This window comes from Acinetobacter sp. ANC 4636 (assembly GCF_054454555.1).
On the sequence record NZ_JBTKVD010000003.1, the window covers coordinates 38,466 to 63,679 of the forward strand.

The 25,214-nt window shown below is 41.1% G+C and carries 30 protein-coding genes; 27 read left to right on the forward strand and 3 right to left on the reverse strand.

Going from position 1 to position 25,214, the window contains the following annotated elements; genetic code table 11:
- The first annotated feature begins 2 nt into the window (after positions 1-2).
- The 21 genes from ACX1N5_RS04075 (at position 3) to ACX1N5_RS04175 (ending at position 15,446) form a co-directional block, all read left to right on the forward strand.
- Positions 3-1,199, forward strand: a complete 1,197-nt coding sequence (locus tag ACX1N5_RS04075) for a P22 phage major capsid protein family protein (RefSeq protein ID WP_458800594.1) — start codon at positions 3-5, stop codon at positions 1,197-1,199.
- Positions 1,200-1,261: 62 nt separating this feature from the next.
- Positions 1,262-1,567 (forward strand): Gp49 family protein, encoded by a 306-nt coding sequence (locus tag ACX1N5_RS04080; protein WP_458800592.1) that lies wholly within the window; start codon positions 1,262-1,264, stop codon positions 1,565-1,567.
- On the forward strand, positions 1,568-1,819 hold the full coding sequence (locus ACX1N5_RS04085) for a hypothetical protein (protein ID WP_458800590.1): 252 nt from the start codon (positions 1,568-1,570) through the stop codon (positions 1,817-1,819).
- A 1-nt stretch (position 1,820) separates the two neighbouring features.
- Positions 1,821-2,066 carry a hypothetical protein gene (locus ACX1N5_RS04090; RefSeq protein ID WP_458800588.1) on the forward strand — a complete coding sequence of 82 codons (246 nt, stop codon included), beginning with the start codon at positions 1,821-1,823 and terminating at the stop codon, positions 2,064-2,066.
- A gap of 5 nt (positions 2,067-2,071) precedes the next feature.
- Positions 2,072-3,034: a hypothetical protein gene (locus ACX1N5_RS04095; protein WP_458800586.1), complete on the forward strand. Its 963-nt coding sequence runs from the start codon at positions 2,072-2,074 to the stop codon at positions 3,032-3,034.
- Entirely contained in the window at positions 3,034-3,348 is a 315-nt protein-coding gene (locus ACX1N5_RS04100) for a hypothetical protein (RefSeq protein ID WP_458800584.1), read from the forward strand. The genes ACX1N5_RS04095 and ACX1N5_RS04100 overlap by 1 nt, the downstream gene beginning before the upstream one ends.
- Before the next feature lie 38 nt (positions 3,349-3,386).
- Positions 3,387-4,007, forward strand: a complete 621-nt coding sequence (locus tag ACX1N5_RS04105; RefSeq protein WP_458800582.1) for a hypothetical protein — start codon at positions 3,387-3,389, stop codon at positions 4,005-4,007.
- Complete coding sequence (locus ACX1N5_RS04110) at positions 3,994-5,388, forward strand: packaged DNA stabilization protein (RefSeq protein WP_458800580.1); 1,395 nt, start codon at positions 3,994-3,996, stop codon at positions 5,386-5,388. The genes ACX1N5_RS04105 and ACX1N5_RS04110 overlap by 14 nt, the downstream gene beginning before the upstream one ends.
- 131 nt (positions 5,389-5,519) lie before the next feature.
- Positions 5,520-6,095 (forward strand): aspartyl/asparaginyl beta-hydroxylase domain-containing protein, encoded by a 576-nt coding sequence (locus ACX1N5_RS04115; RefSeq protein WP_458800578.1) that lies wholly within the window; start codon positions 5,520-5,522, stop codon positions 6,093-6,095.
- Positions 6,092-6,547 carry a GNAT family N-acetyltransferase gene (locus tag ACX1N5_RS04120; protein WP_458800576.1) on the forward strand — a complete coding sequence of 152 codons (456 nt, stop codon included), beginning with the start codon at positions 6,092-6,094 and terminating at the stop codon, positions 6,545-6,547. Before ACX1N5_RS04115 ends, ACX1N5_RS04120 begins: the two co-directional genes overlap by 4 nt.
- A gap of 2 nt (positions 6,548-6,549) precedes the next feature.
- Positions 6,550-7,218, forward strand: coding sequence for a DNA transfer protein p32 (locus tag ACX1N5_RS04125; protein WP_458800574.1), 669 nt, complete (start codon positions 6,550-6,552; stop codon positions 7,216-7,218).
- A 2-nt stretch (positions 7,219-7,220) separates the two neighbouring features.
- Positions 7,221-8,597, forward strand: a complete 1,377-nt coding sequence (locus tag ACX1N5_RS04130; protein ID WP_458800572.1) for a hypothetical protein — start codon at positions 7,221-7,223, stop codon at positions 8,595-8,597.
- A gap of 41 nt (positions 8,598-8,638) precedes the next feature.
- The gene (locus tag ACX1N5_RS04135; protein ID WP_458800570.1) at positions 8,639-9,130 is read left to right on the forward strand and encodes a CC0125/CC1285 family lipoprotein; all 492 of its coding nucleotides are present in this window, start codon (positions 8,639-8,641) and stop codon (positions 9,128-9,130) included.
- A gap of 83 nt (positions 9,131-9,213) precedes the next feature.
- Complete coding sequence (locus ACX1N5_RS04140) at positions 9,214-9,987, forward strand: glycoside hydrolase family 24 protein (protein WP_458800568.1); 774 nt, start codon at positions 9,214-9,216, stop codon at positions 9,985-9,987.
- 10 nt (positions 9,988-9,997) lie between these two features.
- Entirely contained in the window at positions 9,998-12,274 is a 2,277-nt protein-coding gene (locus ACX1N5_RS04145) for a hypothetical protein (RefSeq protein ID WP_458800566.1), read from the forward strand.
- An 8-nt stretch (positions 12,275-12,282) separates the two neighbouring features.
- Positions 12,283-13,518, forward strand: a complete 1,236-nt coding sequence (locus ACX1N5_RS04150) for a hypothetical protein (protein ID WP_458800565.1) — start codon at positions 12,283-12,285, stop codon at positions 13,516-13,518.
- Positions 13,515-13,841: a tail fiber assembly protein gene (locus ACX1N5_RS04155; RefSeq protein ID WP_458800563.1), complete on the forward strand. Its 327-nt coding sequence runs from the start codon at positions 13,515-13,517 to the stop codon at positions 13,839-13,841. The genes ACX1N5_RS04150 and ACX1N5_RS04155 overlap by 4 nt, the downstream gene beginning before the upstream one ends.
- Before the next feature lie 61 nt (positions 13,842-13,902).
- Positions 13,903-14,151, forward strand: coding sequence for a holin (locus ACX1N5_RS04160; RefSeq protein WP_458800561.1), 249 nt, complete (start codon positions 13,903-13,905; stop codon positions 14,149-14,151).
- Positions 14,151-14,414: a DUF7940 domain-containing protein gene (locus ACX1N5_RS04165; protein WP_458800559.1), complete on the forward strand. Its 264-nt coding sequence runs from the start codon at positions 14,151-14,153 to the stop codon at positions 14,412-14,414. The genes ACX1N5_RS04160 and ACX1N5_RS04165 overlap by 1 nt, the downstream gene beginning before the upstream one ends.
- Positions 14,404-14,913, forward strand: coding sequence for a glycoside hydrolase family protein (locus tag ACX1N5_RS04170; RefSeq protein WP_458800558.1), 510 nt, complete (start codon positions 14,404-14,406; stop codon positions 14,911-14,913). Before ACX1N5_RS04165 ends, ACX1N5_RS04170 begins: the two co-directional genes overlap by 11 nt.
- Positions 14,910-15,446 (forward strand): hypothetical protein, encoded by a 537-nt coding sequence (locus ACX1N5_RS04175; protein ID WP_458800556.1) that lies wholly within the window; start codon positions 14,910-14,912, stop codon positions 15,444-15,446. Before ACX1N5_RS04170 ends, ACX1N5_RS04175 begins: the two co-directional genes overlap by 4 nt.
- Before the next feature lie 101 nt (positions 15,447-15,547).
- Here ACX1N5_RS04175 and ACX1N5_RS04180 read toward each other — a convergent pair whose 3' ends face one another.
- A complete protein-coding gene (locus tag ACX1N5_RS04180; RefSeq protein ID WP_458800554.1) occupies positions 15,548-16,483 on the reverse strand; it encodes a hypothetical protein in 936 nt (311 codons plus the stop codon).
- A gap of 205 nt (positions 16,484-16,688) precedes the next feature.
- On the opposite strand from ACX1N5_RS04180, the gene ACX1N5_RS04185 reads away from it, so the two are divergent.
- Together ACX1N5_RS04185 and ACX1N5_RS04190 are read left to right on the forward strand one after the other, a co-directional pair.
- Positions 16,689-17,162: a YaiI/YqxD family protein gene (locus ACX1N5_RS04185; RefSeq protein ID WP_131380049.1), complete on the forward strand. Its 474-nt coding sequence runs from the start codon at positions 16,689-16,691 to the stop codon at positions 17,160-17,162.
- A 3-nt stretch (positions 17,163-17,165) separates the two neighbouring features.
- Complete coding sequence (locus ACX1N5_RS04190; RefSeq protein WP_458800552.1) at positions 17,166-18,074, forward strand: DMT family transporter; 909 nt, start codon at positions 17,166-17,168, stop codon at positions 18,072-18,074.
- Positions 18,075-18,076: 2 nt separating this feature from the next.
- Here the strand turns inward: ACX1N5_RS04190 and ACX1N5_RS04195 are convergent, their stop codons facing one another.
- Entirely contained in the window at positions 18,077-18,649 is a 573-nt protein-coding gene (locus tag ACX1N5_RS04195) for a PilZ domain-containing protein (RefSeq protein WP_458800550.1), read from the reverse strand.
- A gap of 23 nt (positions 18,650-18,672) precedes the next feature.
- Between ACX1N5_RS04195 and ACX1N5_RS04200 the strand changes: the two genes are divergently transcribed.
- The 3 genes from ACX1N5_RS04200 (at position 18,673) to ACX1N5_RS04210 (ending at position 23,097) form a co-directional block, all read left to right on the forward strand.
- Positions 18,673-19,908, forward strand: coding sequence for a lipoprotein-releasing ABC transporter permease subunit (locus tag ACX1N5_RS04200; protein ID WP_458800548.1), 1,236 nt, complete (start codon positions 18,673-18,675; stop codon positions 19,906-19,908).
- Positions 19,901-20,584, forward strand: a complete 684-nt coding sequence (gene lolD, locus ACX1N5_RS04205) for a lipoprotein-releasing ABC transporter ATP-binding protein LolD (protein WP_004751385.1) — start codon at positions 19,901-19,903, stop codon at positions 20,582-20,584. Before ACX1N5_RS04200 ends, lolD begins: the two co-directional genes overlap by 8 nt.
- Before the next feature lie 116 nt (positions 20,585-20,700).
- Entirely contained in the window at positions 20,701-23,097 is a 2,397-nt protein-coding gene (locus ACX1N5_RS04210) for a DNA internalization-related competence protein ComEC/Rec2 (protein ID WP_458800546.1), read from the forward strand.
- Here the strand turns inward: ACX1N5_RS04210 and ACX1N5_RS04215 are convergent.
- Positions 23,027-24,040, reverse strand: coding sequence for a lysophospholipid acyltransferase family protein (locus tag ACX1N5_RS04215; protein WP_458800682.1), 1,014 nt, complete (start codon positions 24,038-24,040; stop codon positions 23,027-23,029). The two genes, ACX1N5_RS04210 and ACX1N5_RS04215, sit on opposite strands and share 71 nt — an antisense overlap.
- A gap of 127 nt (positions 24,041-24,167) precedes the next feature.
- On the opposite strand from ACX1N5_RS04215, the gene sppA reads away from it, so the two are divergent.
- Entirely contained in the window at positions 24,168-25,202 is a 1,035-nt protein-coding gene (gene sppA, locus ACX1N5_RS04220) for a signal peptide peptidase SppA (protein WP_131380041.1), read from the forward strand.
- Positions 25,203-25,214 lie beyond the last annotated feature (12 nt).

Here is a 25,214-nt window from a genome sequence, read left to right on the forward strand (position 1 = left end):
TTATGAGTAACCAAGTTTTAACGCATCAAATGATTGCGCGTGAAGCAGCTAAAATGCTGGAAGAAGAAGCGCCATTCATTGCAAATATTAACAAAGGTCGCCAAGATGAATTTGGTAAAGATGTTCAAGGCTACCAAAAAGGCGACACAGTAAAAATCAAAATCCCAACTTCGGGTAAAGTGTATGACGGTGCGGTATTTGCCAATGGTAATGGTGGTACCGATGTTATTGAAGAATCAGTGAGCTTAACACTTGATACTCAAAAACATATTGCGATTCAGTTCGGTGCGAAAGAAAAACTCTTAAACATCACTGACTTCAAAGAGCGTATCTTACGCCCTCAAATGCAGACACTTTCTTCAGTTGTTGAAGCAGATTTGATTGCACGTGGTATGCTTGGTGTTCCAAACCAAGTGGCAATGTCATTGTCAGGCAGCACACCATCTGGTGCATTGGCTTCTGCACGCGCACGTTTGAATCGCTATCTTGCTCCTGCGGGTGATCGTTCAGTTGTACTTTCTAGTGATGCGAATGTCGCATTAAGCGGTGAAGTTTCTCGCATGTACAACCCAACCACCGCATCTGAAAAAGCTTATTTGCAAGGCTATGTTGCCACCGCTTTTGGTGCTGATCTTTATGAGCATCAATCAATCCCTGTATTTAACAACGGTACAGCGGCAGGGATTACAGTAACTGGTGCAAGTCAAACAGGCTCGACATTGATCGCCAGTGCGACAACTGGTGGAACGTTGCCAAAAGGAACAGTATTCACCATCGCTGGCGTAAATGCTGTACACCCACTAACAGGTCAGGATTTAGGTGTTCTACAGAACTTCGTTGTAACCGCTGATGCAACCGTTGGTTCAAGTACACCTGTTTCAATTTACCCTGCATTAAATGCAACAACGCCGAACAAGAAAGTCTCTGCGCTTCCTGCAAATGGTGCTGCAATTAGTGTTGTATCTGCCAATGGCTTCCAAAACTTGGCATTCCACAAAGATGCGTTTACTACCGCATTTGCACCGTTACCTGTGCTTTCATCATGTGAAGGTTATACCGCACGCTTGCCAAGCGGTGTGAGTGTCCGTGTGATGACGTTTGGTGATGGTAACAATGACTATGAACGTACGCGTATTGACGTGCTGTATGGCTTCCAGATTGTTCGCCCATTGCATGCATGCCGTATCATTCAGTCTTAATTATTAATCGATGACAACAAATGCCCCTTAATTGGGGCGTTGTCATTTTTGGAGTAATGGAAATGCCAAATGAAAAACAAATTGAGCAAGAGATTCAAGACAAAGGCTTAAATGCTCCACGTTTAACGCCTGAGCATATTGATAGTGTGATTGTTGGTGAAACTTATACTAATCTTCCAGATGGTCGCACAGTCATTTGCCAGCTTACCTTAAAGAATGGATTTACCATTGATGGAAAGTCAGCTTGTGTTAGCAAAGAAAATTTTGATCAAGAAATTGGCAACAAGATTGCTCGCCAAAATGCTCGTGAAAAGATTTGGAAATTGGAAGGCTACCTTTTAAAGCAAAAACTATTTGAGGGTATCTAAATGCAGGAATATCCGAAGGCTCTATACAAAGGGCACAAAAAGAATCATGAACATGTAGTTGCCAAAAACGCTGAGCATGAGCAGGAATTGCGTGATGCTGAGTATGTTGATCATTGGGATCTACCCGATGATGAAGTTGTTGATTATTCATCTTGGACAGCAGAAAAATTGCGCGAAGAAATTACAAATCGCGGCAAAGAGTTCAAGGCTCGTGATTCAAAATCAGATTTAATCTCAATCTTGGAGGGCTAATATGGCTAACTCTCAACAGCGAATCACATTGACTGCTACACCTGTGCAGATAACCAATGGGTCAAATTATGCTTTCATCCAGAGCGCAAATGGGCATGAGTTTAGTGTTGCTGCAGGCGATACAATGCCTACAATAAATAACGCATGGCAACAAGTGAAAGAACTTAGCATTGCCCCTCCTTATGGTGTTTGGGCACGTAGCCAAACTGGATATCCAATGGATATTAAAATCATGTCTGCAGGTTAAATACTATGATTAAAACACCGCTTGGCATCGTTTTAGGCGGTGCGGGAATATCTAAAAAAGGAATAACGCAGTTAGGTGGTGGAACGGTTAGCCTTAACCAGCTCATTACACAACTCTTCGCCAACTCCGAACAAGGCTTCACTCAAACCCCATCTGACTTAACTACACTCTATCAAGACGCATTAGGCACTACGCCAGTGACAGCAGCAGGGCAGACGTTGGGGTTGGTGCTGGATAAGAGTAAAGGGTTAGTGTTGGGTAGTGAGCTTGTCACCAATGGTGATTTTAGTAATGGCACTACAGGATGGACACCAACAAATGTTACTCAATCCGCAACCAACCAGAAACTAACTCTTACATCCACTGGAACTAGCAATGAATATAGCTTGCAATCTGTTCCAACGGTTGTAGGTGTTACTTATATATTAACCTGTTATGCAACAGCATCAGTATCTAATGCATTAAATAACTCAGCTAGAATACGCATCAATCAAAATATATCTTTTATAGCAAATGTGTCGGCTAAGGGTGTAGAGCAAAAACTACAAATAATTTTTACAGCAACATCTACCAGTACATCCATAGAATTAGGTGTAGCAAACACCTTTGCATGGGGTTCTGTAGGAGATTCAGCCACATTTAGAAATGTTTCATTTAAATCATTAATAGGCAACCACTCCTACCAAACCACATCATCAATGCGTCCACTGCTTAAAGACACACCGCGCCGCATTCAGTATGATGGCATTGACGACAAACTTACAACCACGCTACCAGCACAATTGACAGGATGCACAGTCATTCGAGCTATCCCGAATGTCGGTACTCAGATTCTCACAAACCAGACAATACCAACTACATATAACGATTCAACATCGCATTGTGGTCTGATCGTGATTAACCGTGCTTTAACCGCATACGAAATATCACTTGTAACTCAAATCTTCAATAAATTGGCGGGTGTGTAATGGATGAAGCTAATCTTTCAGTTGTAAACATTATTCCCGATGCAAACCTGCAAGATGTAAACGATTTTGCAGAGCTATGTGGTTGCGGCCCTAACAATATCTCAGTCAAGCTTCAAGATGGCACAGGTGCAGTATTTTGGAATTGTCATTCGTGGTGGAAACCTGATGATTACGCAGCATTTAAAGCACTAGATATTCCACAAAAGTATCAGGCATCCATGTCCAAGCTATATGAACGTACGGTGCTTGATGGTGATCCGCAGCAGAATTTTGAAGCTGCTTTAAGCGAGTTAGGTCTAAGCCTTGTGAAATAAACGCCCGCTATATGCGGGTTTATTTTTGGAGCCATAAAATGAACGTCAGCAATATTATTTCCAGAGCGTTAAAACAATTAGGGGTATTGGCAGCAGGTGAGAATGCCAGTGCAGAAGAAGTTGCTGACGCTGTAGATGCATTGCGTAGCTTACTTGCACAATGGGCTACTGATCGACTCATGGTCTATAAAGTACAGGAAATCTCACTGGATTTAACAGGTATTGGCACATATACCTTGAGTCAGACGGTTGACTCAATATCAGATAAGGCAAAGCTAGATGATCAAGACATTGTACTCATTCGCGATATAAACAATACAGGTGCATATCGACCCGTAATTTATACAGTTGATGAGCCATATTGGCACTTCAATGTAATGAAAGATGCTAAAAAACTTGTTTTAAAGACATTTACCCTACCAACCACGCTCGATGCAAAGGATGAAATTGATTTTCCTGCAAGGTATGAGCGCCCTCTAATTCTTTCCTTGGCTGTAGAAATCGCCCCTATGTTTGGTATTACCGAACCATCGGTTTTGATGCTAACCAATCAGGCTCGGGCAATTGAAGCACTAAAACGCAGCAATTCAACTCCGATTTATGCGCACAACGACTTGCCAGTCGGTGTAAGGAAATTCCACCGCTATGAACGCTATTGATATCCCAATTGTTGGTCCATCTTATAATTTGCAAGATTGGTCAGTTGATTGTCAGCGCACAGTAAATCTATTCCCTCAAGCTATTGAGAGCGGGAACACCAACAAAGTATCTGCATTGTTGCCTACACCAGGATTAGTTGAGCTTTTCAATCTTGGTGGTATAATCCGTGGCATGTATGCCCTGAATAACCGATTGCTTGTCGTTTCAAATAACACCCTTTATTCGATTAGAGGCGATGTTGTCACCCAACTCGGTGAAGTTTCTGGTGTTGGTCGAGTTTATTTTTCTGATAATTCCGTTGATGTGATGATTGTTAGCAATAATGCTTACGCATTGAATATCAAGGCTAATCTATTAACGCAAATTACATCTTCTGAATTTCTTGGGGCTTCTGACTTAACAATTCTTGATTCTCGATTTATTTGGTCAATACCTAATTCAAGAAAACTACAGTGGTCGGATCTACTAAGCACACAGACATCTGCACTGTACTACGCAACAAAAGAATCTAAATCAGACAATCTTATTCGTATTATTGCAAATAGTGGGCAGCTTTGGCTTATTGGTGAGCGCTCTACAGAAATTTGGGGTGTTACAGGAAGTGCAGATGCTCCATTTCAGCGAATGTCTGGTGCGGTTCTTCCTTTAGGCTGTCTTGCAAAAGACTCAATCTGCATCTTTGGCTCTAGTCTTGTTTGGTTGAGTCAGTCTGAACATGGTAAGGGTCAAATCGTAATGACTCAAGGCTATCAAACCCAGCGGATTAGTAATCATGCGATTGAATCTGAAATTAATAGCTATACGGATGTTACAGATGCTTATTCCTTTGCATATCAGGAGAACGGGCATTCTTTTCTTCTAATGTCCTTTCCAAGTGCGAAAAAGACTTGGTGCTACGATGCTGTAACTGGACTATGGCATGAACGCAGTTATTACAACTCAAAAACAGCACTTCACGAGCATCATCGCGCAGGCATGTATTGTTTTTTTGATGGAAAGCATATCGTCGGGGATCGAACCAACGGAAAGATTTATGAGTTAACAGAAGATTCTTTTACTGACGCTGGCGATGCAATTATTCGAGAGCGAGTCACCCCAGTTTTAAATCCTCAAGGACAACGCCTGATTTTTGATGAATTAGAGTTATTTTGTCAAACAGGACAACTAACTAACATTGAGCCAAATGTAATTTTGGATTGGTCGGACGACAAGGGGCAGAACTGGTCTTATTCGCGTCAGGTTAGTTTAGGAAAGATTGGGCAATTTGATAAGCGAGTTATTTTTAGACGGCTCGGGCAATCATTTAATCGAGTATTTCGCATTCGATTTTCTGATGTTTGCCGCTTTGTTGTCACAGGGTCGAAAGTGAAGGTGCGATGATGAGTAAAAGTAAACTAATACCGCCGTTCAATGAGCCAATGTACATAAACAACCAAATGACACCAGCATGGCGTAACTTTTTTGAGGAAGTTGCAAAAGTCGTAAATCAATTAAATGGGTAGATTATAAAAATGATGAACTTTCAGCCATTACCATCGATGGACACCACAAAACTATTACTCGCGATTAAACGCCGACCCGAGTTGTGGAAAGAAGATACTTATTTGCGTGATTATCCACAGGGACCATTTGGTGAGATTGAGTCAATCATGCTTCGCTTTCCTGAGAGACGCGTTTTTGAGCAAGAGGAAGAGCTTGAAAAATACAAAAACGGTCAAAGCCAGTTTGATCAGCATGAAAGTATCGACTACCCATCGTTTGCATTATTTCCTGAAGCGCGGAAACTTGTTTTTGATTTAATGGCATATGTACAGGGTGAACGTCTTGGCCGTGTGATGATTAATAAAATTGCACCAGGTGGGCGTATTTATCCACATGAAGATACACCAGAGCATACAGCTTACTACACGCGGTTTCATATCATTCTACAATCAGCAGCAGGGTGCTATATCACAGCAGGCGATGAGCAGTGGGAGATGCGTACTGGTGATGTGTTTTGGTTTAATAACAAATTAATGCACGAAGTTGTGAATAATTCTCCTGTTGACCGTATCTCAATGGTTGTTGATATTAAGGTGGCAAAATGATTACAGCACATGTAGAAAGCTTTGAACAAAGCCTGCCGTACTTAAAACCCTTACTGCCAGTCCACTATCAAGAGCTAGCACTCAATCAGGATAAAGTTCCATTATCTCCACAGTTTGACAAATACATCGCCGCGGAACGTCGTGGTGAATTGCTTTTTGTGGTACTGCGAAATGCAGGGGAGATGATCGGATATTTTATTGGTTTCATTTCGCCTGCATTGCATTACTCAACATGCTTAACATGCCAGATGGATATCTTCTATGTTCATCTTGATCACCGTGGAAATGGTGCTGGTTTTCAGCTATTTAAATTTGTTGAAGATCAACTCAAAAAACGAAAAGTTCAACGTATGTTCGTTGGGTCAAAAATGCATAAAGATGCATCTTGGTTATTTGAAAAACTCGGATATAAGCCTGTTGAAACTTATTACTCAACATGGTTGGGAGAATAAAAATGGTAGCAGGAGCAATGATAGGCGCAGCAGTAATCGGAGCTGCTGGTTCTGCATATTCAAGCAGTCAAGCAAGCAAGGCGGCTAAATCACAAGCCAATGCTGCACAAGCTGCTAGTGATCAACAGCTTGCGATGTACAATCAAACCCGAGAGGATTTAAGTCCATACACGCAAGCTGGACAAACTGCTTTATCACAACTTATGGGGCAAACAGGGGCAGATGGGTATTTTAATCAAACTTATTCTGGTCAAGACTTATATAATGATCCAAGCTATCAGTTCCGCCTAAAACAAGGTCTTAATTCGGTACAGTCTGGTGCAGCAGCACAAGGCGGATTGCTATCAGGTGCAACACTAAAGGCCCTGAATAATTATGCCAGTGATTATGCAAGTACAGAGTACCAAAATGCGTATAACCGATTTAACGCAGATCAAACCAACCGATTTAACCGCTTAAGTTCTCTTGCTGGAATGGGGCAAAATGCTGCCGCTCAAGTAGGGAATAATGGCCTACAAACAGCACAAGCAGTTGCAAACAATACCATGGCAGGTGCAAATGCTACGGCAGCAGGAACAGTTGCTAGTGCAAATAACATGGCAAATACCGCAAATAATATAGGCTCATACGCGATGACATACGCGATGATGAAAAATAACGGGAGTATCTAAACATGACTCTTGATTACACATTGCCGCTGCAAGTAAAGTCTGCAGATCCGAGTGTAATGCTTAATAATGCATCTCAATTCGCTCAGTATTTTACGAATATGAAAACCGATGGGGAAATGTCACGCATTTATAATGAATCCCAAGGTGACATAAATAAAATGCTTGAATTGGGAAAGCAATCCCCAATGGCTCGTTGGGTTGTGCCACAGCTTCAAGCTCAGCAAATGGCACGGCAAAAAGCAATTCTTGATAATCAAAAAACACAATCTGAAATCTATAAGAATACAGGTTCAGGCAATAAGGATTTTGCAGACGCTGGCAATACCACACAAAAAACAGCAAATTCACGCCTAACTGATGCCAAACAAGCAATTTTTGCAGGTGCGCAGAATGGTAACCCTCAATTCATTAGAATGGGACTGGATGCTGCAAAGGCAGCAGGTGCAATTGATGAGCAAACACATGCACAGTTTACCCAGCAATTGGACAGCCTAGGACAAGATCCAGCGAAAATCTCAGAATGGGCCAAAAATGCAATTTTGGCAGGAAGTCAAAACCCTGCAAGCTTCTTGTTCCAGACCGCTGATAATGCTGCAAACAATGCTCAATCCGACATCAATAACCAGCGCACAACAAACGCTAGTATCTATTCAACAGATACAAATGCAAAAACTCAACAACAGAAAATTGCTCAAGATCAGCAGCAGTTTAATACCCAAATGAAGTTTAAACAGCAGCAGCAATATTTTGAGCAAAATAAGCCTACTGCTTACGGTGTTGATGCTCAAGGTCGAAAATATGCAGTTGTGAACGGTAAAGGTATCTATATTAAAGACCAAAATGGTAACTACATCACTGAGCAACCAAAAGGTGGGAATCCAAAGCTAAGCGATAATGCATTAAAGCAAGTTGGTGAAGCAAATACCCAACTAGCACAAGCGAAACTAAATTATAATAAAATCGGTGGCTTAGTGAATGATTTAAATAGTGGAAAGATGCAAATTACTCCATCTTCTATTTATGGCGCAAAAGCCAGAGGTATAGTTGGTATGACAAATGCCAATGATCTAAAAGTTAATCAGTTTCAGACTGCACTTAATCAGGCAGCAAATGATGTGCTTATGATAGCAAAAGGTACTCAGACTGAAGGGGATGCAAAACGTGCCGTTGAGACAATCATGGCAAACCCACCAAGAGATAGTGATTCAGCTTTAATGGTTTTGAATAATCTTGCGACTATTCAGAAAAACACCATTAATACCCTCAATAGCAATATTGATAATATATATAACAATTATCATATTCCTAGACCCGGTACTCAGACTGAAAAATCTAAATCAGCATCAGGAAAGCCTAATGCAAGAACATTCTTTGACTGATTTTTATGCTATATTTCCCCCATTATGATGGGGGATTTATCGTGAAAAAATTCATAATTTTAGCTGCTTTAATATTGTCGGGGTGTGCTACATCGTACCAACCGAATGGGTTTATTGGAAACGGTGGATTCGATGACACACAACTCGCACCAAATTACTATCGAGTAACATTTAAAGGTAATGAAAAAACTTCCAAAGAAAGAGCGAAAGACTTTGCATTGCTTCGTGCATCTGAATTAATGAAACAAAATGGATGTCAATCTTTCAAGGTAGTAAAAGAAAATGACGAGGTTAGGACAGGAGATATATTTTTGCCGCAAACACATACAACTAATATAAATACAACACAGTTCGGTAACTACAGCACAGGAACAGCTACAACTACATCTTACGGTGGGGGTGTAGCAAAACTCCATTTTCCTAAAGCAATAATAGAAGTTTTATGTGTAACAGATTTACCAGATATTAGTAAGAATATTTATGATACCAATTTCTTAAATAAGTCATTAAAAGATAAGTATAAAATAAAATAGAGCGTATTACGCTGCGAACCAGTAAAGCACAATCTACCTAAAACCGACCCATTGAGGTCGGTTTTTTATTGTCAGGTGAAAATATGGCAACACTCGCACAACTCCAAGAAGCATATGCAAACCCAAATGTTAGAAAGATGTTAGACCTGATTGCATCCAGCGAAGGCTCAAAATACGGATACAACACATTATTTGGCAATCAACAGTTTTCTAATTTGTCAGCGCATCCAAACATAAAAAAAGAATTCAAGCAGACAGATGGCACAACGAAATATACAACTGCCGCAGGTCGCTATCAGTTTCTAAACAGCACATGGAATAACATCGCCAAACAGTATGGCTTTCGTGATTTTTCCCCTAAAGCACAAGATCTTGGAGCAATTGCTCTAATTGCAGGGCGTGGGGCGTTAAATGACGTTATGAATGGAAACTACAAGGCTGCAATCCAGAAGCTTGGTAAAGAGTGGGCTTCACTACCTACCAGTCAGTATGCACAAGGAAAGCGCTCATGGGATTTCGTGAATAACCAGCTTGGACAGAATGTTGGCGATGGGTTTAGCCCAGAGTTTGTTCCAAAGAGCATGTTGGTGAAGTCCCAGCAGCAATATCAACCCGAGTTTGTGCCTAAAGAAGCAATTCCACAAAGCTATCAACCTGAGTTTGTTCAAGACGATCCGCAGCCAAAAGAGTATCAACCCGAGCTTGTACCAACCGAGCTATTGGCTAAAGAGCATCAAGATATGCCCCTACAGGAACCTGTTGCACAGCAACAAGCTAATTTGCAACAGAATCCTGTGGAACAAAATAATCAATTTAAACCTGAGTTTGTACCAAATAGCATGCTCGCACAGTCATAAGGGCTAAAACATGGCAGATCAAGCAGATATTTCTCAACGAATTAATGCAGCACGCCAAGCAGGGCTTTCAGATGCTGAAATTCTGCAAGGCATGAAAGAAAGTCCAAGATATAAAGAAAGTTTCAATAAAGCACGTCAGGCAGGATTAAGTGATGTTGATATTGCAAACGATCTTGGATTAAAAGTGCTAAAAAATTCAGGATCAGAAAGTCTACCTACTCAAGGTCAACACCTTGCATCCGACGGCTATGGTGATGTTGTTGTTGATGGTGCTGAACAAGATTCACCAGAAGTTCTTCCAGAGCGTCCGCCAATTGTTGTTAACGCATCTCGAAGCAACCAAAGTAAGCAGCAAGATACCTCCATAAAGCCTGAGAAACCATCGGTTCTTGCCGATGTTGGCGCAGGTATGGATAAGGTGTTCAGTGGTGCTATACAAGGTGCTCATTGGCTGGGTGATAAAATTCAAAAGCCACTTAATGATTATTTTGGCACTCATTTTGATACCAATGAATATCAAAAATATACCAAACAAAAAGCTGATGAGTACAAAGCATATGAAAAAGCACGTACTGAAAGTGGCGCAGGAACGAATTATGGTGAGTTCTTAGGTGAAATGGCCGCCACTGCTCCAGCAGCAGTTTTAGCCCGTGGGTACCAAGGTGCAAAAATCCTATCAACTGCAGGTGCAAAGGTTTTAGGTCAAAATGCGCTATTAGGAAGTGCAATTGGCGGGGCACAATTTGCAGAAAATTCAGATCAACGCCTATCAAATGCTGGCGCAGGAGCAGTAGGTGGAGCAGCTGGGGCAGTGGTTGGTGAAAAAATCGGGCAGAGCATTACAAAGGCAGCAGCAAAATACAATACAACTGCAGCGAACATTGCAAATATTGACCAAAAATTAGAGGAAGCGTTAAACAAGAATGGCGTAAGCCTTTCTGATTTATCTAGTGATGTTGTGGATGGCCTTCGTAAAGATGCTGTTGCTGCTACAAAATCAGGTAAAGACCTGAATGCCGATGCTGTAGCAAGACAGGCATTATTTGAAAAACTTGGTTTAAAAGGAACACAAGGTCAAGTCACTCGTAGCTCGCAACAATGGCAAAAAGAGGCTGAACTTGCAAAAATTCAAGGTGCAGGGGATTCACTTCGCAATAAATTTAATCAAGATAATGTGCAGTTAAAAGGTCTACTAGATGATGCTGCAAGCAAAACAGGTGGTACATCTATAGATCAGTATGGTGCAATGCAAGGCGCACTAGATACTGCAAACTCAAAACTAGCCTCGAATAAAGCTAATTATCAAAGTCTGTATGATCAGGCGCGACAAGCGAACGGAAATAATGTCGTTCTGGATGGCGCTGGATTCACCAATGATGCAATCACTGCTCTTGATAAAAATTATGCAATGTCTAGTTTACCGCCAAGTATTCATAAGATTTTAAAAGATGTATCAAATAACTCAGATAAATTCACACTTGGTAAATCTGAAGAATTGATCAAGATTTTGAATCGCGAATATAAGGCATCTTTGCAAAATGGACAGCCGTCTAGCTCGACTTATGCGATTGGTTTGGTACGCGATGCACTTAATACTCGTCAAAATGAAGCTATGCAAAACTTGTTGAGTCAAGGCGGTAACGATGCTGCACGACTATATAGTTCAGCTCGACAGGCATTTAAGGATAACGTGCAATCTATTGAGAACATGCCTTTGCTGAAAGATGCTCAAAATGGTGTTGAGCCTGACAAGCTCTTTCAGAAACATGTTTTAAATGGAAATGTGTCTGAGCTAAGCAAAACTGTCAATTTATTGAATGATGTAAATCCTCAATCAGTAAATGACATTAAGCAACAAGTCATTGAGTACATCTCAAATCAAGCAATTAATTCTAATGGTCAATTCAGCCCAGCAGGAATGAAGCGAGCCCTGGATAAGATTGGTGATCGACGACTTGAAACCATGTTTGATCCAAAAGAAGTTGCTCGACTTAAAGATATTGGAATGGCAGGGCATTTCCTTGTATCGCAGCCGCCACACTCATATGTGAATAACTCAAATACTGGATCTGCTTTGGCAAACTTTTTGATTGGTCGTCTAAATTTACCGGGTGTGCGTATTCTTGCCAGTCCTGTAAACGACATTATTAAGTCGCGCGAAGTTAATAAAACTCTAAAACCTAGCATTGCGGGCAATGATTTACAAATTGGCGACTTAAACCAATCCCTTATCGACCAATTACGTAAAGCAGGGCTTTTAAGTGGTGCTAATGCTGCCACACAATAGGTGAAAATATGTATTCGCTTTTAACAAATGTCACAACGCAATTTATCGATCATCTTGGAGTGCCAATCGTAGGTGGTAAAGTCTACACATACGAATCTGGCACAACAAATCCAAAGGTAACGTATACAGGATCAGATCCTACCAGTACACAAAATTTGAATCCTATCGTTCTTGATGACGCGGGGCGCGCAAATATCTATTTAGGAGATGGCGCGTATCGAATTATTGTAAAAGATAAAAATGATGCGCTTATAGCTGATGTAAATGCGATTTCTCGTGGTGTTAATGTCACTGAATTTGAGAATTTCATTCAGCAGGTCAACGATGGGCTAAATGAATTAGCATTGGTCAAGCAAAATATCGACACCTATGTAGATCAAGCAATTGAGGATAAAAAAGATGTAGCAGGTGGTGTCCCTGGATTAGATGCAAATGCGCATATTAATATGAGTATATTGCCATTTGGGGATGCTACGGAAGTTTTGAAAGGAATATCAACTAAGCCTGTATCTATAGCAGGGAATTTTAGCAGTTTAAAAATCTCAAGCATTGGGATTAATAATTACAATTCTGTGATTACTGCAAACTCAGTTGTATTAAAAAATTCAGCAGGAGATTCATATCTTGCACAGTCTGTAAACACTACGGGTAATATTAATACTACTGGCGCAAATGGCTTAGACACTGGAATACTTGCAGCTTCGACTTGGTATTATTTGTTTTTAATCTACAATCCAACCACACAAATAACCGCTGCTTTATTCTCTCTGAGCGCAACAGCACCAATATTACCAAGTGGTTATGAATTCTTTGCTCGTGTTGGGGCTGTTCGTACGGATGCAAGTAGGTATCTACTTCAGATAAATCAAAAAGGTCGCCGTGCAACTTATGCACCACTTTCTGGAAGTAATATTGCAGCAATGCCTGTTATTGCAAGCGGTGTCCAAGGATCTCCAACCACACCAACATGGGTTGCTGTTTCTGTTTCTGCTGTAGTCCCGCCAACAGCAAGCATTATAAATGTTACAGCATTCGCATCTTCCAACTTAATTGCAGTCGCCCCAAATCCGAACTATGGGTCAGTATCCTCGGCAACACTACCACCGCCGATCGGTGAGGGCAATTCAGGAACATCAAATGCAAATAAGAATGCGGATATCTTTTTAGAGTCAGCAAATATTTATTATGCAGCAGCATCGTCAGCACAAGCATTAGTTGCTTGTGGTTGGGAGGATAATCTATGAGCTATGCAATAAAAAAAGACGGCACAGGATGGCGAGCAGTTGACTCAGAAGCAGATTGCATGGCAGATGAAACGTACAGTAAAACACAGCCTGCGCTAATTTCACCTGATCTTTCTGTAGAGATGCGACTAAAACGAGACCGGCTACTTAGCGATACACAATGGCTCGTTCAGCGTCATCGCGATCAAATTGAAGTAAGTGATCCAACAACTCTAACAGCCGATCAATACAAAGCATTGCTGACATATCGCCAAGCTTTGCGTGATGTTCCAACACAATCAGGATTCCCAAGCAACATTGTTTGGCCGTCCTACCCACTATAAAAAAAACAGCACCTTCCGGCCCCGAGTAGGGGCTTTTTTATTGCCGAAAATCGGGGGAATCATGGCAGCAGATCAAGCAACTCTTGAAGCAACAGCATCCGCAGTGGCAACGAAAGTGACTTACGGTGGGGGAATTACAAGCGCATTTGGCTTGATTGCAACAATCGACTGGATTGGGTGGGTTGGGGTTTGTGTCGCAATCACGGGTCTAGCCATTAATACATATTTTCAAATTAAACGAGATCGGCGTGAAGAAGCTGAATCTCGTGCACGAGTGAAATCTTATACAAGCAAATGTGGTGATGACTAATGAAGCAATGGCTTATCAACTTAAAAAATAAATACATCATTCCAGAGTGGTACAAGGCTTGGAAATCACTGGCTGTTTTACTTCCAGTGATTGCCTATCTTGTAACCACAGCAATGGATGTAATTCAGCAAACGCAGGGCATTGGACTTATTCCGCCTGAATATCGTCAGCACTTTGGTTTTCTATATATCGGTCTTGCAGCTATCGGTCGAGTGATCAATCAAGGTGGGATTTTGAAAGGGGGGAAGAAGGATGGCGGATAAGAAAAAACCACTCGCAGCACTTGGTATAACAGGTGCATTACTGGCCTCAATCATCACTTATGAAGGTTACACATCAAAGCCAGTAATTCCGACCAAGGGTGATGTTCCCACCATTGGACATGGGACCACGATTTATCCGAATGGTCAGCGCGTCAAGATGACTGACAAAGCGATTACTCGACAGCAAGCCAAAGCATATCTAACTGATTACGTGAACAAAGATGCTCAGAAGTTTGCTGCATCAATTCCAAACGCGAAGCTATCCCAAGCTGAATATGACGTGTATTTAGATTGGACTTATCAATATGGTATTGGCGCATGGAATAAGTCATCGATCAAAGCCAGTTTGGTGAAAGGAGATTATGTGCAGGCATGCAAATCATTGCTGAAGTACAAGTTTGTATCGGGTCGTGATTGCTCAATCCGTAGCAACAACTGCTATGGAGTGTACACACGACAACTCAATCGCTATGAGAAATGCATGGGGGCTAATTCATGATGACAGCTATTCAAGAAATAATGGCCAAGTTTTATCAGTTAATCATCATGGTTCTTGGTGCATTAGTTCTAATTTTTGGCATTGGTTGGTTCTGTCAAATTTGGTACACGAATCATCTGGCCAATCAAATTAATACGTTGAAAAAAGAACATGCTGATTATGTTTTGCAGCAAAAAATTGATATTGCAAATGCCAAAGCCGCAGCAGCAACACAAGAAAAGAAATGGTCTGAACAGATCGCCACAGCGGAGAGCAACTACAATGCTAAAATTCAAGAAATCACACATGATGCTAGTGTTGCTAGCGCCAATGCTGACAGCCTGCGGAACCAAATCAGTATTGCAAACTCCCGTTTGCCCAGTGCTCCAACCAAAACCGCAAGTGAATATACAGCCACGCTCTCAGACGTATTCCAAGACTGTGTCGCAAGATACGGAGAAATGGCAAAACAAGCTGACCAAGACCGAGCTATTGCAGAAAAATTAGATGAAGCGTGGCCCACAACTGCAAGTGAACAAAAGCCATCGAAATGATGGCTTTTTTATTTGTTTGTACATAAATGTGTACATATTGATTTTTAATTTAATAATTAATGATTATAAGATGTTGTTTTAAATGTATTTAAATACATTAATCATGTATTTTTAGCATAAATATTCGCCTGAATCCATATGTTGCCTCGAATATATTGCCCAATTTCAAAATTCATATATTCAGGATTACGGCTTGCGATTCGAATTAATGTGGCTTCTTCATTGTCTTCAAGCAATAAGGTGACATCGTACAGAACATAATCTTCGTTCATACATGTCGCATGTGTTTTTCCGACAATTTTGCCTTGAAACCATGCTTCATCTTCTTGTCCAGCTGTCTCACCATATAGGTAAGCCACCATTTTTGAAAAATCTACGGTGATAGGAGCATGGTCATCCTCAGTTTTTGGTTGCCATGCATCAATCAGTTCCTGCAAATTACTTGGTGCAACACCGTTATGTGCTGCCAAAATATCATTTAAGGCACGATGATGTTTAATTGATGCAGGATCATCAACAATAATTTGCTCGTGTTCATTGACCTGTTCAAGTTCATATGCCCACGCATTTAAGTGTACGCAATAGTTTTGATCTTTTACGTAGTGCTCATGGTTGACGCTATAAAGATTATCAAACGCATATACTGTTGCATTTTGTCCAATATTTAAGCGTAATACTGCCTGTGTGTTAGATTTACAGCAAATGACACGTTCAATTTTTGCTGTAGTTTTATAGGGACTTTCAAAAATTGGGAAAGCAATTTTGACACATTTAGGTTTGTTATTTTCAACGGCGACGACTTGGGAAAATTGAATTGCTGCATGATTTGGCCCTTGAATCAGCCATGTGCTGGCATCCATATCTTCTTCATTGGCACATAAACCCATTGGCATGACTGGTGCATCAAGTGCTTGACCTAACCACCGAGGAACGGTTTGTGTTGGGTCATCTGTGAGCAAACTCCAATGCTCAATATGGCTTCCAAAGTTTTGGTCATCGACAGTAATCGTATCTGGTCGGTTATTTTGCATATTCATAAGCACAATTGCAGTGGGTCTGTTTATATTTATCGAGGGTAACTTATTATTTTTCAAGTCATCGCCATGAATTTTTATTGATTGCATAAAATTTATGTGTCTATCTGCACAAAAAACTGGAAATAGACCGAAAGGTCAACACATCACAGCAGTGTCATGTGTAATTTGTTAAACTAACGTAGAACTGAATAAATTGTGAATTATTGTGGCTAATTTTAAACTTTGGGTTGATGCAGATGCCTTGCCTAAAATTTTGCGTGAAATTATTTTTAGAGCTTCAGATCGCTATTTGCTGGAAGTAATTTTTGTTGCGAACCAACCTGTGGGAATCAGCCCATCGGTACGTATTAAATCCTTGCAGGTGTTGAGTGGCGCCGATCAAGCCGATCAGGAAATTGTGAAGCAAATGGCTGCGCATGATGTTGTGATTACTCAAGATATTCCATTGGCAGCTCAGGTGATTGAAAAAGGTGGCGTTGCGATTCATCCGCGCGGTGAGGTTTTTACTACAGCCAATATTAAAGCACGTCTACATTTACGCGATTATATGGATACTTTGCGTGGCGCAGGTGTGCAAACTGGCGGTCCAAAACCACTGAATGAGCGCGATAAGCGGGAATTTTCTAGTGCGTTAGATCAGACGATTCAGCGCCAGATTCGCGTTACCAAGACGAGCTGAAAGATGCCAAAAGTACAATCGCAATTGGCATTGACCTATATGCTTTTAATCTTAATCTGGGCAACAACGCCATTAGCGATTGTCTGGAGTGTGAAAGACCTCAACCTGTTTTGGGCATTGGCATTTCGTTTCTTTTTGGCATTACCGCTTGCTTGTAGTTTGCTTTGGATCTTTAAAATACGATTGCCGTTTAATTGGCAATCGGTGCATAGCTACATCGCGGGTTCGTTTAGTTTTATCGGTTCACAAATTTTTACCTATGTTGCCACTCAGTATTTGAGCTCGGGAATTATTGCCCTGATGTTTGGCTTAACACCAATTATGGCTGGCTTGATGGGCTGGGCATGGTTTAAACAATATCTGTATTTTGCACAGTGGTGTGGCATGCTGGTCGCATTATCTGGTTTGGGCATGATTTGCTTTGCAGGGCAGCAGCATATACAGCCATTCGGTATTATCCTGATGCTCATCAGTGTTTTTAACTATGCATTGTCAATTTTCTGGGTGAAGAAAATTCGAGCACCACTTCACCCGATGGCACAGGCAACGGGCTCAATTTTGATCTCTACTTTTGTAGCTGTGCTGATGTTGCCTTTTATTTGGTCACATTTTCCAGCACATATGCCAAATCTCAAATCGTTGCTAGCGCTTGCTTATACAGTGGTGGTGGCATCGTTACTGGCGATGTTTTGTTATTTTAAACTGGTGCAGAGTATTCAGCCCACAACATTGTCTTTAACCAATGTCATGACGCCGTTATTAGCATTACTGATCGGTGCAGTATTTAATCATGAAGCTTTGGGAACACAAGTGATTTTGGGGGCTTGTGTGCTGGTTATAGGATTGTTGATCTATTTTTTTCGAGATTTACAACTTCAGCAGAAATGGCAAAAACGTTTTCGAAAAATGTAAGCTTATAGTGTGTTTATAGCCTGATTTTCAAGACATTCTGCAATTTTTTCACGGTCATGTGGGTGCAAAGAAATAAAGTGACAGCCAATACGGAAACTATTTTTTTCATCATAGTTTTCGTAGACCACCTGTGCGATGGCAGCAATATGAAAAAAGTTATCGGGATGGCTCAAGGTGACGTGGATGTAGCTATCTTTAGTAATGGCATATTCAGTAAAAAAGCTTAAACCAGCTTCAGATAAGTTAATTTGTTCAGGGGTTGGTAACATGCTTTGTACAATAGAATCATACATTGTGCCTGTTATAAGGTTTAATTTTTGGTTGAATAAGGATAAGATTTTGGCAATTTGTTGATCTTTTTCATTTAATTGTTTTAATTCGTTGTGAAGAACCTGATCAAATTGATCTAGTTCAGTAAGTAGTAGAAAATAGCGTGGCAAAACAAAGTGAGGGTCATAGGGGTCTTTTAGAGCCATTTCTTCTGAAATGACTTGATAGTTGAATCTTAAGGCAGCATCCATACGAGACATGACCCGCCTTTCAATTTGTTCGTATTGATGCTGTAATTTTCCCATAAAATACCTCGGATTTAGGTCGTATGTTTAAACCAATCTCGCTGTACATTGGTCTGAGATATACTCGCGCACGTCGCAGTAATCATTTTATTTCTTTTATTGCACTGGTTTCCATGATCGGTCTGACGCTTGGAGTCGCTGTACTGATTACCGTATTGTCAGTGATGAATGGTTTTGACCGTGAATTAAAAAATCGTGTTTTAGGTATGATACCTCAAGCCAGTGTATCTTCAACGGAAATCATTACAGATTGGCCAGATTTAGCTAAAAAAATTGCTCAACATGAGCATGTTAAAGGCGTAGCTCCTTTTACTCAGTTACAAGGGATGTTGACTGCACAAGGTCAGGTGTCAGGCCTGATGGTCAATGGTATTGAACCACAGTATGAAAAGAATGTTTCCATTATTCAAGACCATATGGTTGCTGGAAGCATTGATAACCTGAAAAAAGGTAGTTTCGGGATTGTTCTTGGTAAACAGATGACCGATGCTCTGGGTTTAGGACTAAATGACAGTGTGACTCTAGTTTTGCCTGAAGCGACACCGTCACCTGCAGGTGTAGTTCCGCGTTTCAAGCGCTTTAAAATTGTCGGAATTTTTAGTATTGGTGCTGAAGTTGACTCAATGATGGGTTATATCGCCCTGAACGATGCCGCTACCTTGCTCCGTTTACCTGATGGTGCTCAGGGGATTCGGATAAAGCTAGACAATATTTTCCTTGCGCCCCAAGTTGCTCATGATATTGTGAAGCAGTTGCCAAATGGCTTTTATAGCTCTGACTGGACATATACACATGGCAATCTGTTTAGCGCGATTCAGATGGAAAAATCCATGGTGAGTTTGCTGCTGTTCCTCATCGTTTTGGTTGCTGCGTTCAATATCGTCTCTTCTCTGGTTATGGTCGTGACCGACAAAAAATCTGATATTGCCATTTTACGTACACTGGGTGCTTCACCTGCCACGATTACCCGTATTTTTATGGTACAGGGCACGATTATTGGTGTCATTGGCACATTCTCAGGTGCGGTGTTGGGGGTTATTCTGGCATCGAGTATTAGTACCGTGATTGACTGGCTCAATACCCGTTTAGGTTGGCATTTGTTTGATGCTTACTTTATTAACTATTTACCTTCTTATTTAAGATGGCAAGATGTTGCTGTCATCGTGGTGGTGTCCTTAGTTTTAAGTTTCTTGGCAACCATTTATCCAGCGCTACGTGCTGCGAAAATCCAGCCTGCGGAGGCATTGCGTTATGAGTAATGTGGTTTTGGAAGCTAAGCAAATCAGAAAAACCTTTACTGATGGCAAGACCGATGTTGATGTGCTTAAAGGTTTATCGCTACAAGTTGAAGCAGGACAGTGTATTTCGATTGTCGGGGCGAGTGGTTCAGGTAAAAGTACCTTGTTGCATGTTTTGGGTGGTCTAGACCGACCATCTAGCGGTGAAGTATTTTTAAATGGACAGCGTTTTGATACATTGAGTGAAACCACTCGTGGTGAGTTACGTAACTTACATTTGGGTTTTGTTTATCAATTTCATCATCTGCTTCCTGAATTTAGCGCGCTTGAAAACGTGGCTATGCCTTTAATGCTACGTAAAGGCAGTCAATTTAGTGAGGTCAAGAAAAAAGCGGAGTATTTACTGGAACGGGTTGGATTATCACATCGCCTGACTCATAAACCTGGTGAACTCTCTGGCGGTGAGCGTCAGCGTGTTGCATTGGCACGTGCTTTGGTGACCAATCCTAAAGTCATGCTAGCCGATGAGCCAACAGGAAATCTGGATCGACAAACTGCAATGACTATTTTTGAATTGCTGAATGATTTGAAAAAGGAATTCAATATGGCCATGCTGATTGTGACACATGATGAACAGTTAGCACAGACCGCAGACAAGATTATGCATATGCAGGATGGTTTGTGGAAAAACCCATAAATTTATCGGATTGTATTGCCTGAAATTTCTTGTTAAAGCTCACAATGTGGGCTTTAATGCATTTTATAGATAACAAAAACAGTTTATTAGAAACAATGAAATGGAACTTAATTTTTTTGGCATGGGTAATTGGAATCTGTACTTTAGGTTTGCCTCAAGCTCATTATTTAAGTCGTTGGTCAGTATTGTGTAGTTGCATTCTACTCGGAATAGCTTTGCTGATTGGCTATGCAAAACAGTATTTTTTACAACTTAAAAACAGTCAAATTCTGATTCACCTATTGATCGCTCTGGCTGTCTTTTTCGCAGCAGTATCATTTGCAGATCATCAACTTCAGCAGCGCCTAAGCCTAAGACAAACACAGGTACATCAGGCTGAGGTGGTGGTTTATGTTGATCGGATGAGTGTATTAAACAAAGATAATAAGCAGCAAATACTTCAGGTCTGGGATACCTCACATCAGCAGATGGTGCATTGGCTTGCTCGAATTCCGGCAAAACAACCTGAATTGCAACTGGGACAGTATTATCGCTTGACTGGACAGGTACGACCTGCACACGGTTATGCAATTAAAGGTGGATTTGATCAGGAAAAATGGTTTCTTCAGCAAAATCTGATGGCAAGCTTTCAGGTCAAGCAGTTTGAATTATTGAACAAGCCGCAAGCCCTGACAGCAAGTTCAACTTCATTTATTCAGCTACATCGGGGATTTTTGCAGGCATCACGATTATGGATTGAGCAAAAGCGCCTGAACTGTCGGAACTGGTTGATGCAATCGCCATTACGGCATCGTGGTCTATTGCTGGCATTGTTGACAGGGGATGAAAGTCTACTCGATGACATAACGCAGCAACAATTTCAGAACTTGGGAATCCAGCATTTATTGGCAATTTCGGGACCACATGTCTTGGTTTTTGCGATGCTACTTTGCTTCGTGCTACATCATTTAATCGCAAGATTTTGCCCCGAATTATATTTACGTATACCTAAACAGTTGCTGTTGAGTCTGCCTTTTTTAATTGGCATTTGGGTGTATTGTGGGTTTGTTGGTTTTGAGATTCCTGCATTACGAACTTTACTCATGAGCAGTCTGATTGTACTTACCATGTGGTGTCAGCGAAGACTTTCTGTTTTCACGACTTTATTAGCAAGTGCAGCACTAATGCTACTGTTTGATCCATTTAGCATGTTATCGGTAGGGTTTTGGCTATCGTATGGTGCCTGTTTTATTTTGCTGCGAGTTTATCAGACCGTACAGCAGCAGCCGCAACAAGTGCTGCTTGGTCATTTCCAGCAATGTCGTTACTATCTGCGGTTACTGTTTGAATCTCAGGGTAAAATTTTTATTGCACTGTTGCCCTTAGTGATGTTGTTTTTTCAGCAGCTTTCTTGGCTTGCACCACTGGCAAATATCATTGCCATTCCTCTGATTGGTGTTGTGATTGTGCCCTTAAATATCTTGGCGACCTGCGTTTGGTTACTTTCCCCAAGTCTTGCATTGCCACTCTATCATGTCGCTGATGCAGCGATTTCAATCTTGCTTGTCAGTTTGGGAACTTTACAAAGTGCAATTCCTGTTGAAGTGCAGCAACTGCATTTTACGCCTTTACAAATTGCGGCACTTACACTGGCAATTGTGATGATGTTCTTGCCGAAAGGTACTGTGCCTAAAGCATGGCTGGTTTTGGGGTGTTTGCCTGTAGCGCTTCCTGTTCATGAAACACAGCCATTTGAATTTAATGTACTTGATGTTGGACAAGGGCAGGCAATCCATATTCGTGATCAAAACAAGCAGATTCTGATTGATACAGGTGGAACGCGTGATGAGCAAAAGTTTAGTCTGGCAGATCGGGTGCTATTGCCTTATTTCTCGAGTCGTGGAATTTCAAGTTTAGATCAAGTGATTTTGAGTCATCTCGATCAGGATCATAGCGGTGCATTTCCTCGTATAAATGAAAAAATGCCAGTCAAGCAACTGTTAAGTAGTCAGCGCCCGCAGGGTAATTTACCGAGTTTTGACTATTGTCATGCAGGACAGCGTTGGGTCAGTAAAAATATAGAAATGCAAGTATTATCGCCCCAAGAAGATGACTTGGTGAATGCTGAATATCAACCAAATGAATTGTCTTGTGTGATTTATCTTAGCTATCGGCATCAGCAAGCCAAGACCCACTTTTTGATTATGGGGGATGCTGGCATACAAACAGAACAGTTTTTGTTGCAGCAATACCCAAATTTGGCTGTTGATGTTTTAGTGCTTGGGCATCATGGTAGTCGCTTTAGTTCATCGCCTGAGTTTTTACAACGGCTAAAACCTAAAATTGCGATTGCTTCGGCAGGGTTGCACAACCGTTACGGACACCCAAGTCGGGAAGTGAAACAACGTTTACAACAAGCACAAATTCCATTGCTCAATACAGCAGAACAGGGCTCATTGTATTTTACGGTAACGGATGAGGGGTCTCTAAACTATGTAGTAGCTCGCAATGCTCGTTTGTGGTTGCATCCTTAACATATTGTCGTTCTGTACGCACCTGATTAACCTTAGCCAGTGCTTCATCTTTAGGTAAATTATAAATGTTATTGAGTTCAGGATTAGCTTTAAAGCGTTTATAGCTCCAATGGTAATGCTGTGGATATTTGCGAATCAGATTTTCAATCATTTCATGAATGATATGCGTACCTTCTTCATCTGATCCAGCGTAAATTTGCTCAGCAACAGGTTCGATGAACATATCATACCCTGCATTGTCATTACGAATGGCATACAAAAATAAGGCACGTGCTTTGGTTTTTTGAATCAATTTTGCGGATAAATTGCTCGACGCGAGTGGAATACCAAAGTAGTCCACCATTGTTCCACCGATGTTAGGGGTATGATCTGGCAAAATGACGGTTGTACCGCCACGTTTCAGATCTTTAAAAATTTGCCGAACGCCCGACTCATCGGTGGGTACAAGATGGGCATTTTCTCGGCTACGAGCTTCACGCACAAACTGATCGGCAACTTCATTTTTAATGGGTTTGTACATAATGGTCATGGCGGTATGCTGTGCAAACCAAGCATTCATCACTTCCCATGTGCCAAAATGAGGAACAATCAGAACGATACCTTTCTTCTGCTCTAATGCGTTATAAAAGTGCTCTTCACCCTGAATGTGATGAATACGGGCAATATTTTTAGCATTACTTGCTCCCCAAACATTGAAGAACTCAAAGTAAGAGGTCATTTCATTTTTAATCGCTTCTTTGGCGATATACTGGCGTGTGTCCTCATTCAGCTCAGGTAACGCAATCCGAATATTTAAGTCGGCTACTTGAGCTGTTTTTGCAATTTTAACGGTATTGGCAATAGATGCTAATACGCGTGCAAAAGCACGTGCAAAATGTAAAGGCTGTTTACTTACAAACTTTAAAACACGATAGGTAAAAGAATTTGAACTTGAATTCAGCATTAGAAAAGATTCGTACACAATTTATCGCCATACAGTGAAATATTATAAGTGAAAACTTTTCTTTTAGACAGCGACTAGGCTTTCAGTGTATATAATGGGACAATTTTTTATCGCTAGGATGTGATTTATGTCCGATTGGCCACCAAAACCATTCAATCAAAATACAAATCCACATAATGAGCCTCAAGCTACTTCTGGACAAGAGTGGCAACTGCTTGAAAAAGTGGTGATGGCTTCTGTCACAGAGCAGCGTCGTGCACGCCGTTGGGGCATTTTTTTTAAGGCATTAACCTTCTTATATTTATTTATTGTGATCGTTGGTATTTTGCGTAGCTGTAATAATGCAGGTAGTGATGGTGTAAGTACATCTTCAAGTAGCAGTCATCTAGCTGTCGTTGATATTGTCGGAACCATCCAGTCTGGTGGTTCGAAATCAGTTGATAGTGCAGATACGATTAAAGCATTGCGTCAAGCATTTGCTGCAAGTGGTAGTAAGGCGATTGCTTTAAATATCAATTCGCCAGGCGGATCACCTGTTCAATCTGATGAGATCTGGCAAGAAATCCGTTATCAGGAAAAACAGCATCCAGACAAAAAAGTTTACGCTGTCATTGGTGATATGGGGGCATCGGGTGCATATTATATCGCGTCAGCGGCCAACGAAATTTGGGTCAATCCATCGAGCTTAGTGGGCTCTATTGGAGTAATTATGCCGAATTATGGTGTAGCAGGGTTGGCACAAAAATTGGGTGTAGAAGATCGTACCATGACCTCTGGTGAGAACAAGGACATTCTAAGTATGACCAAGCCGATTAACCCAGCGCAGCGTACACATGTGCAAGCAGTACTTGATGATGTGCATGAGCATTTTATTAATGCTGTGAAAGAAGGTCGTGGTGCTCGTCTAAAAAGTAATGATCCTGCCATCTTCTCTGGATTGTTCTGGAGCGGTGCACAAGCTGTGAAAATAGGTATTGCTGACCGTACAGGTGGCATTGAAAGCTTAAAAAGAGAGTTAAAACTTGATAAAACTGTAAATTATACTGTTCAACGCAACCCGCTAGAGTCTGTATTGGGCAAAATGGGGGCAGAATTTGGACAAGGTTTTAGCGAAACTGTAACGCAACAATTGCAAAGTCAAAAACAAGTGAGTTTGCAATAAATGTGAAAAAAT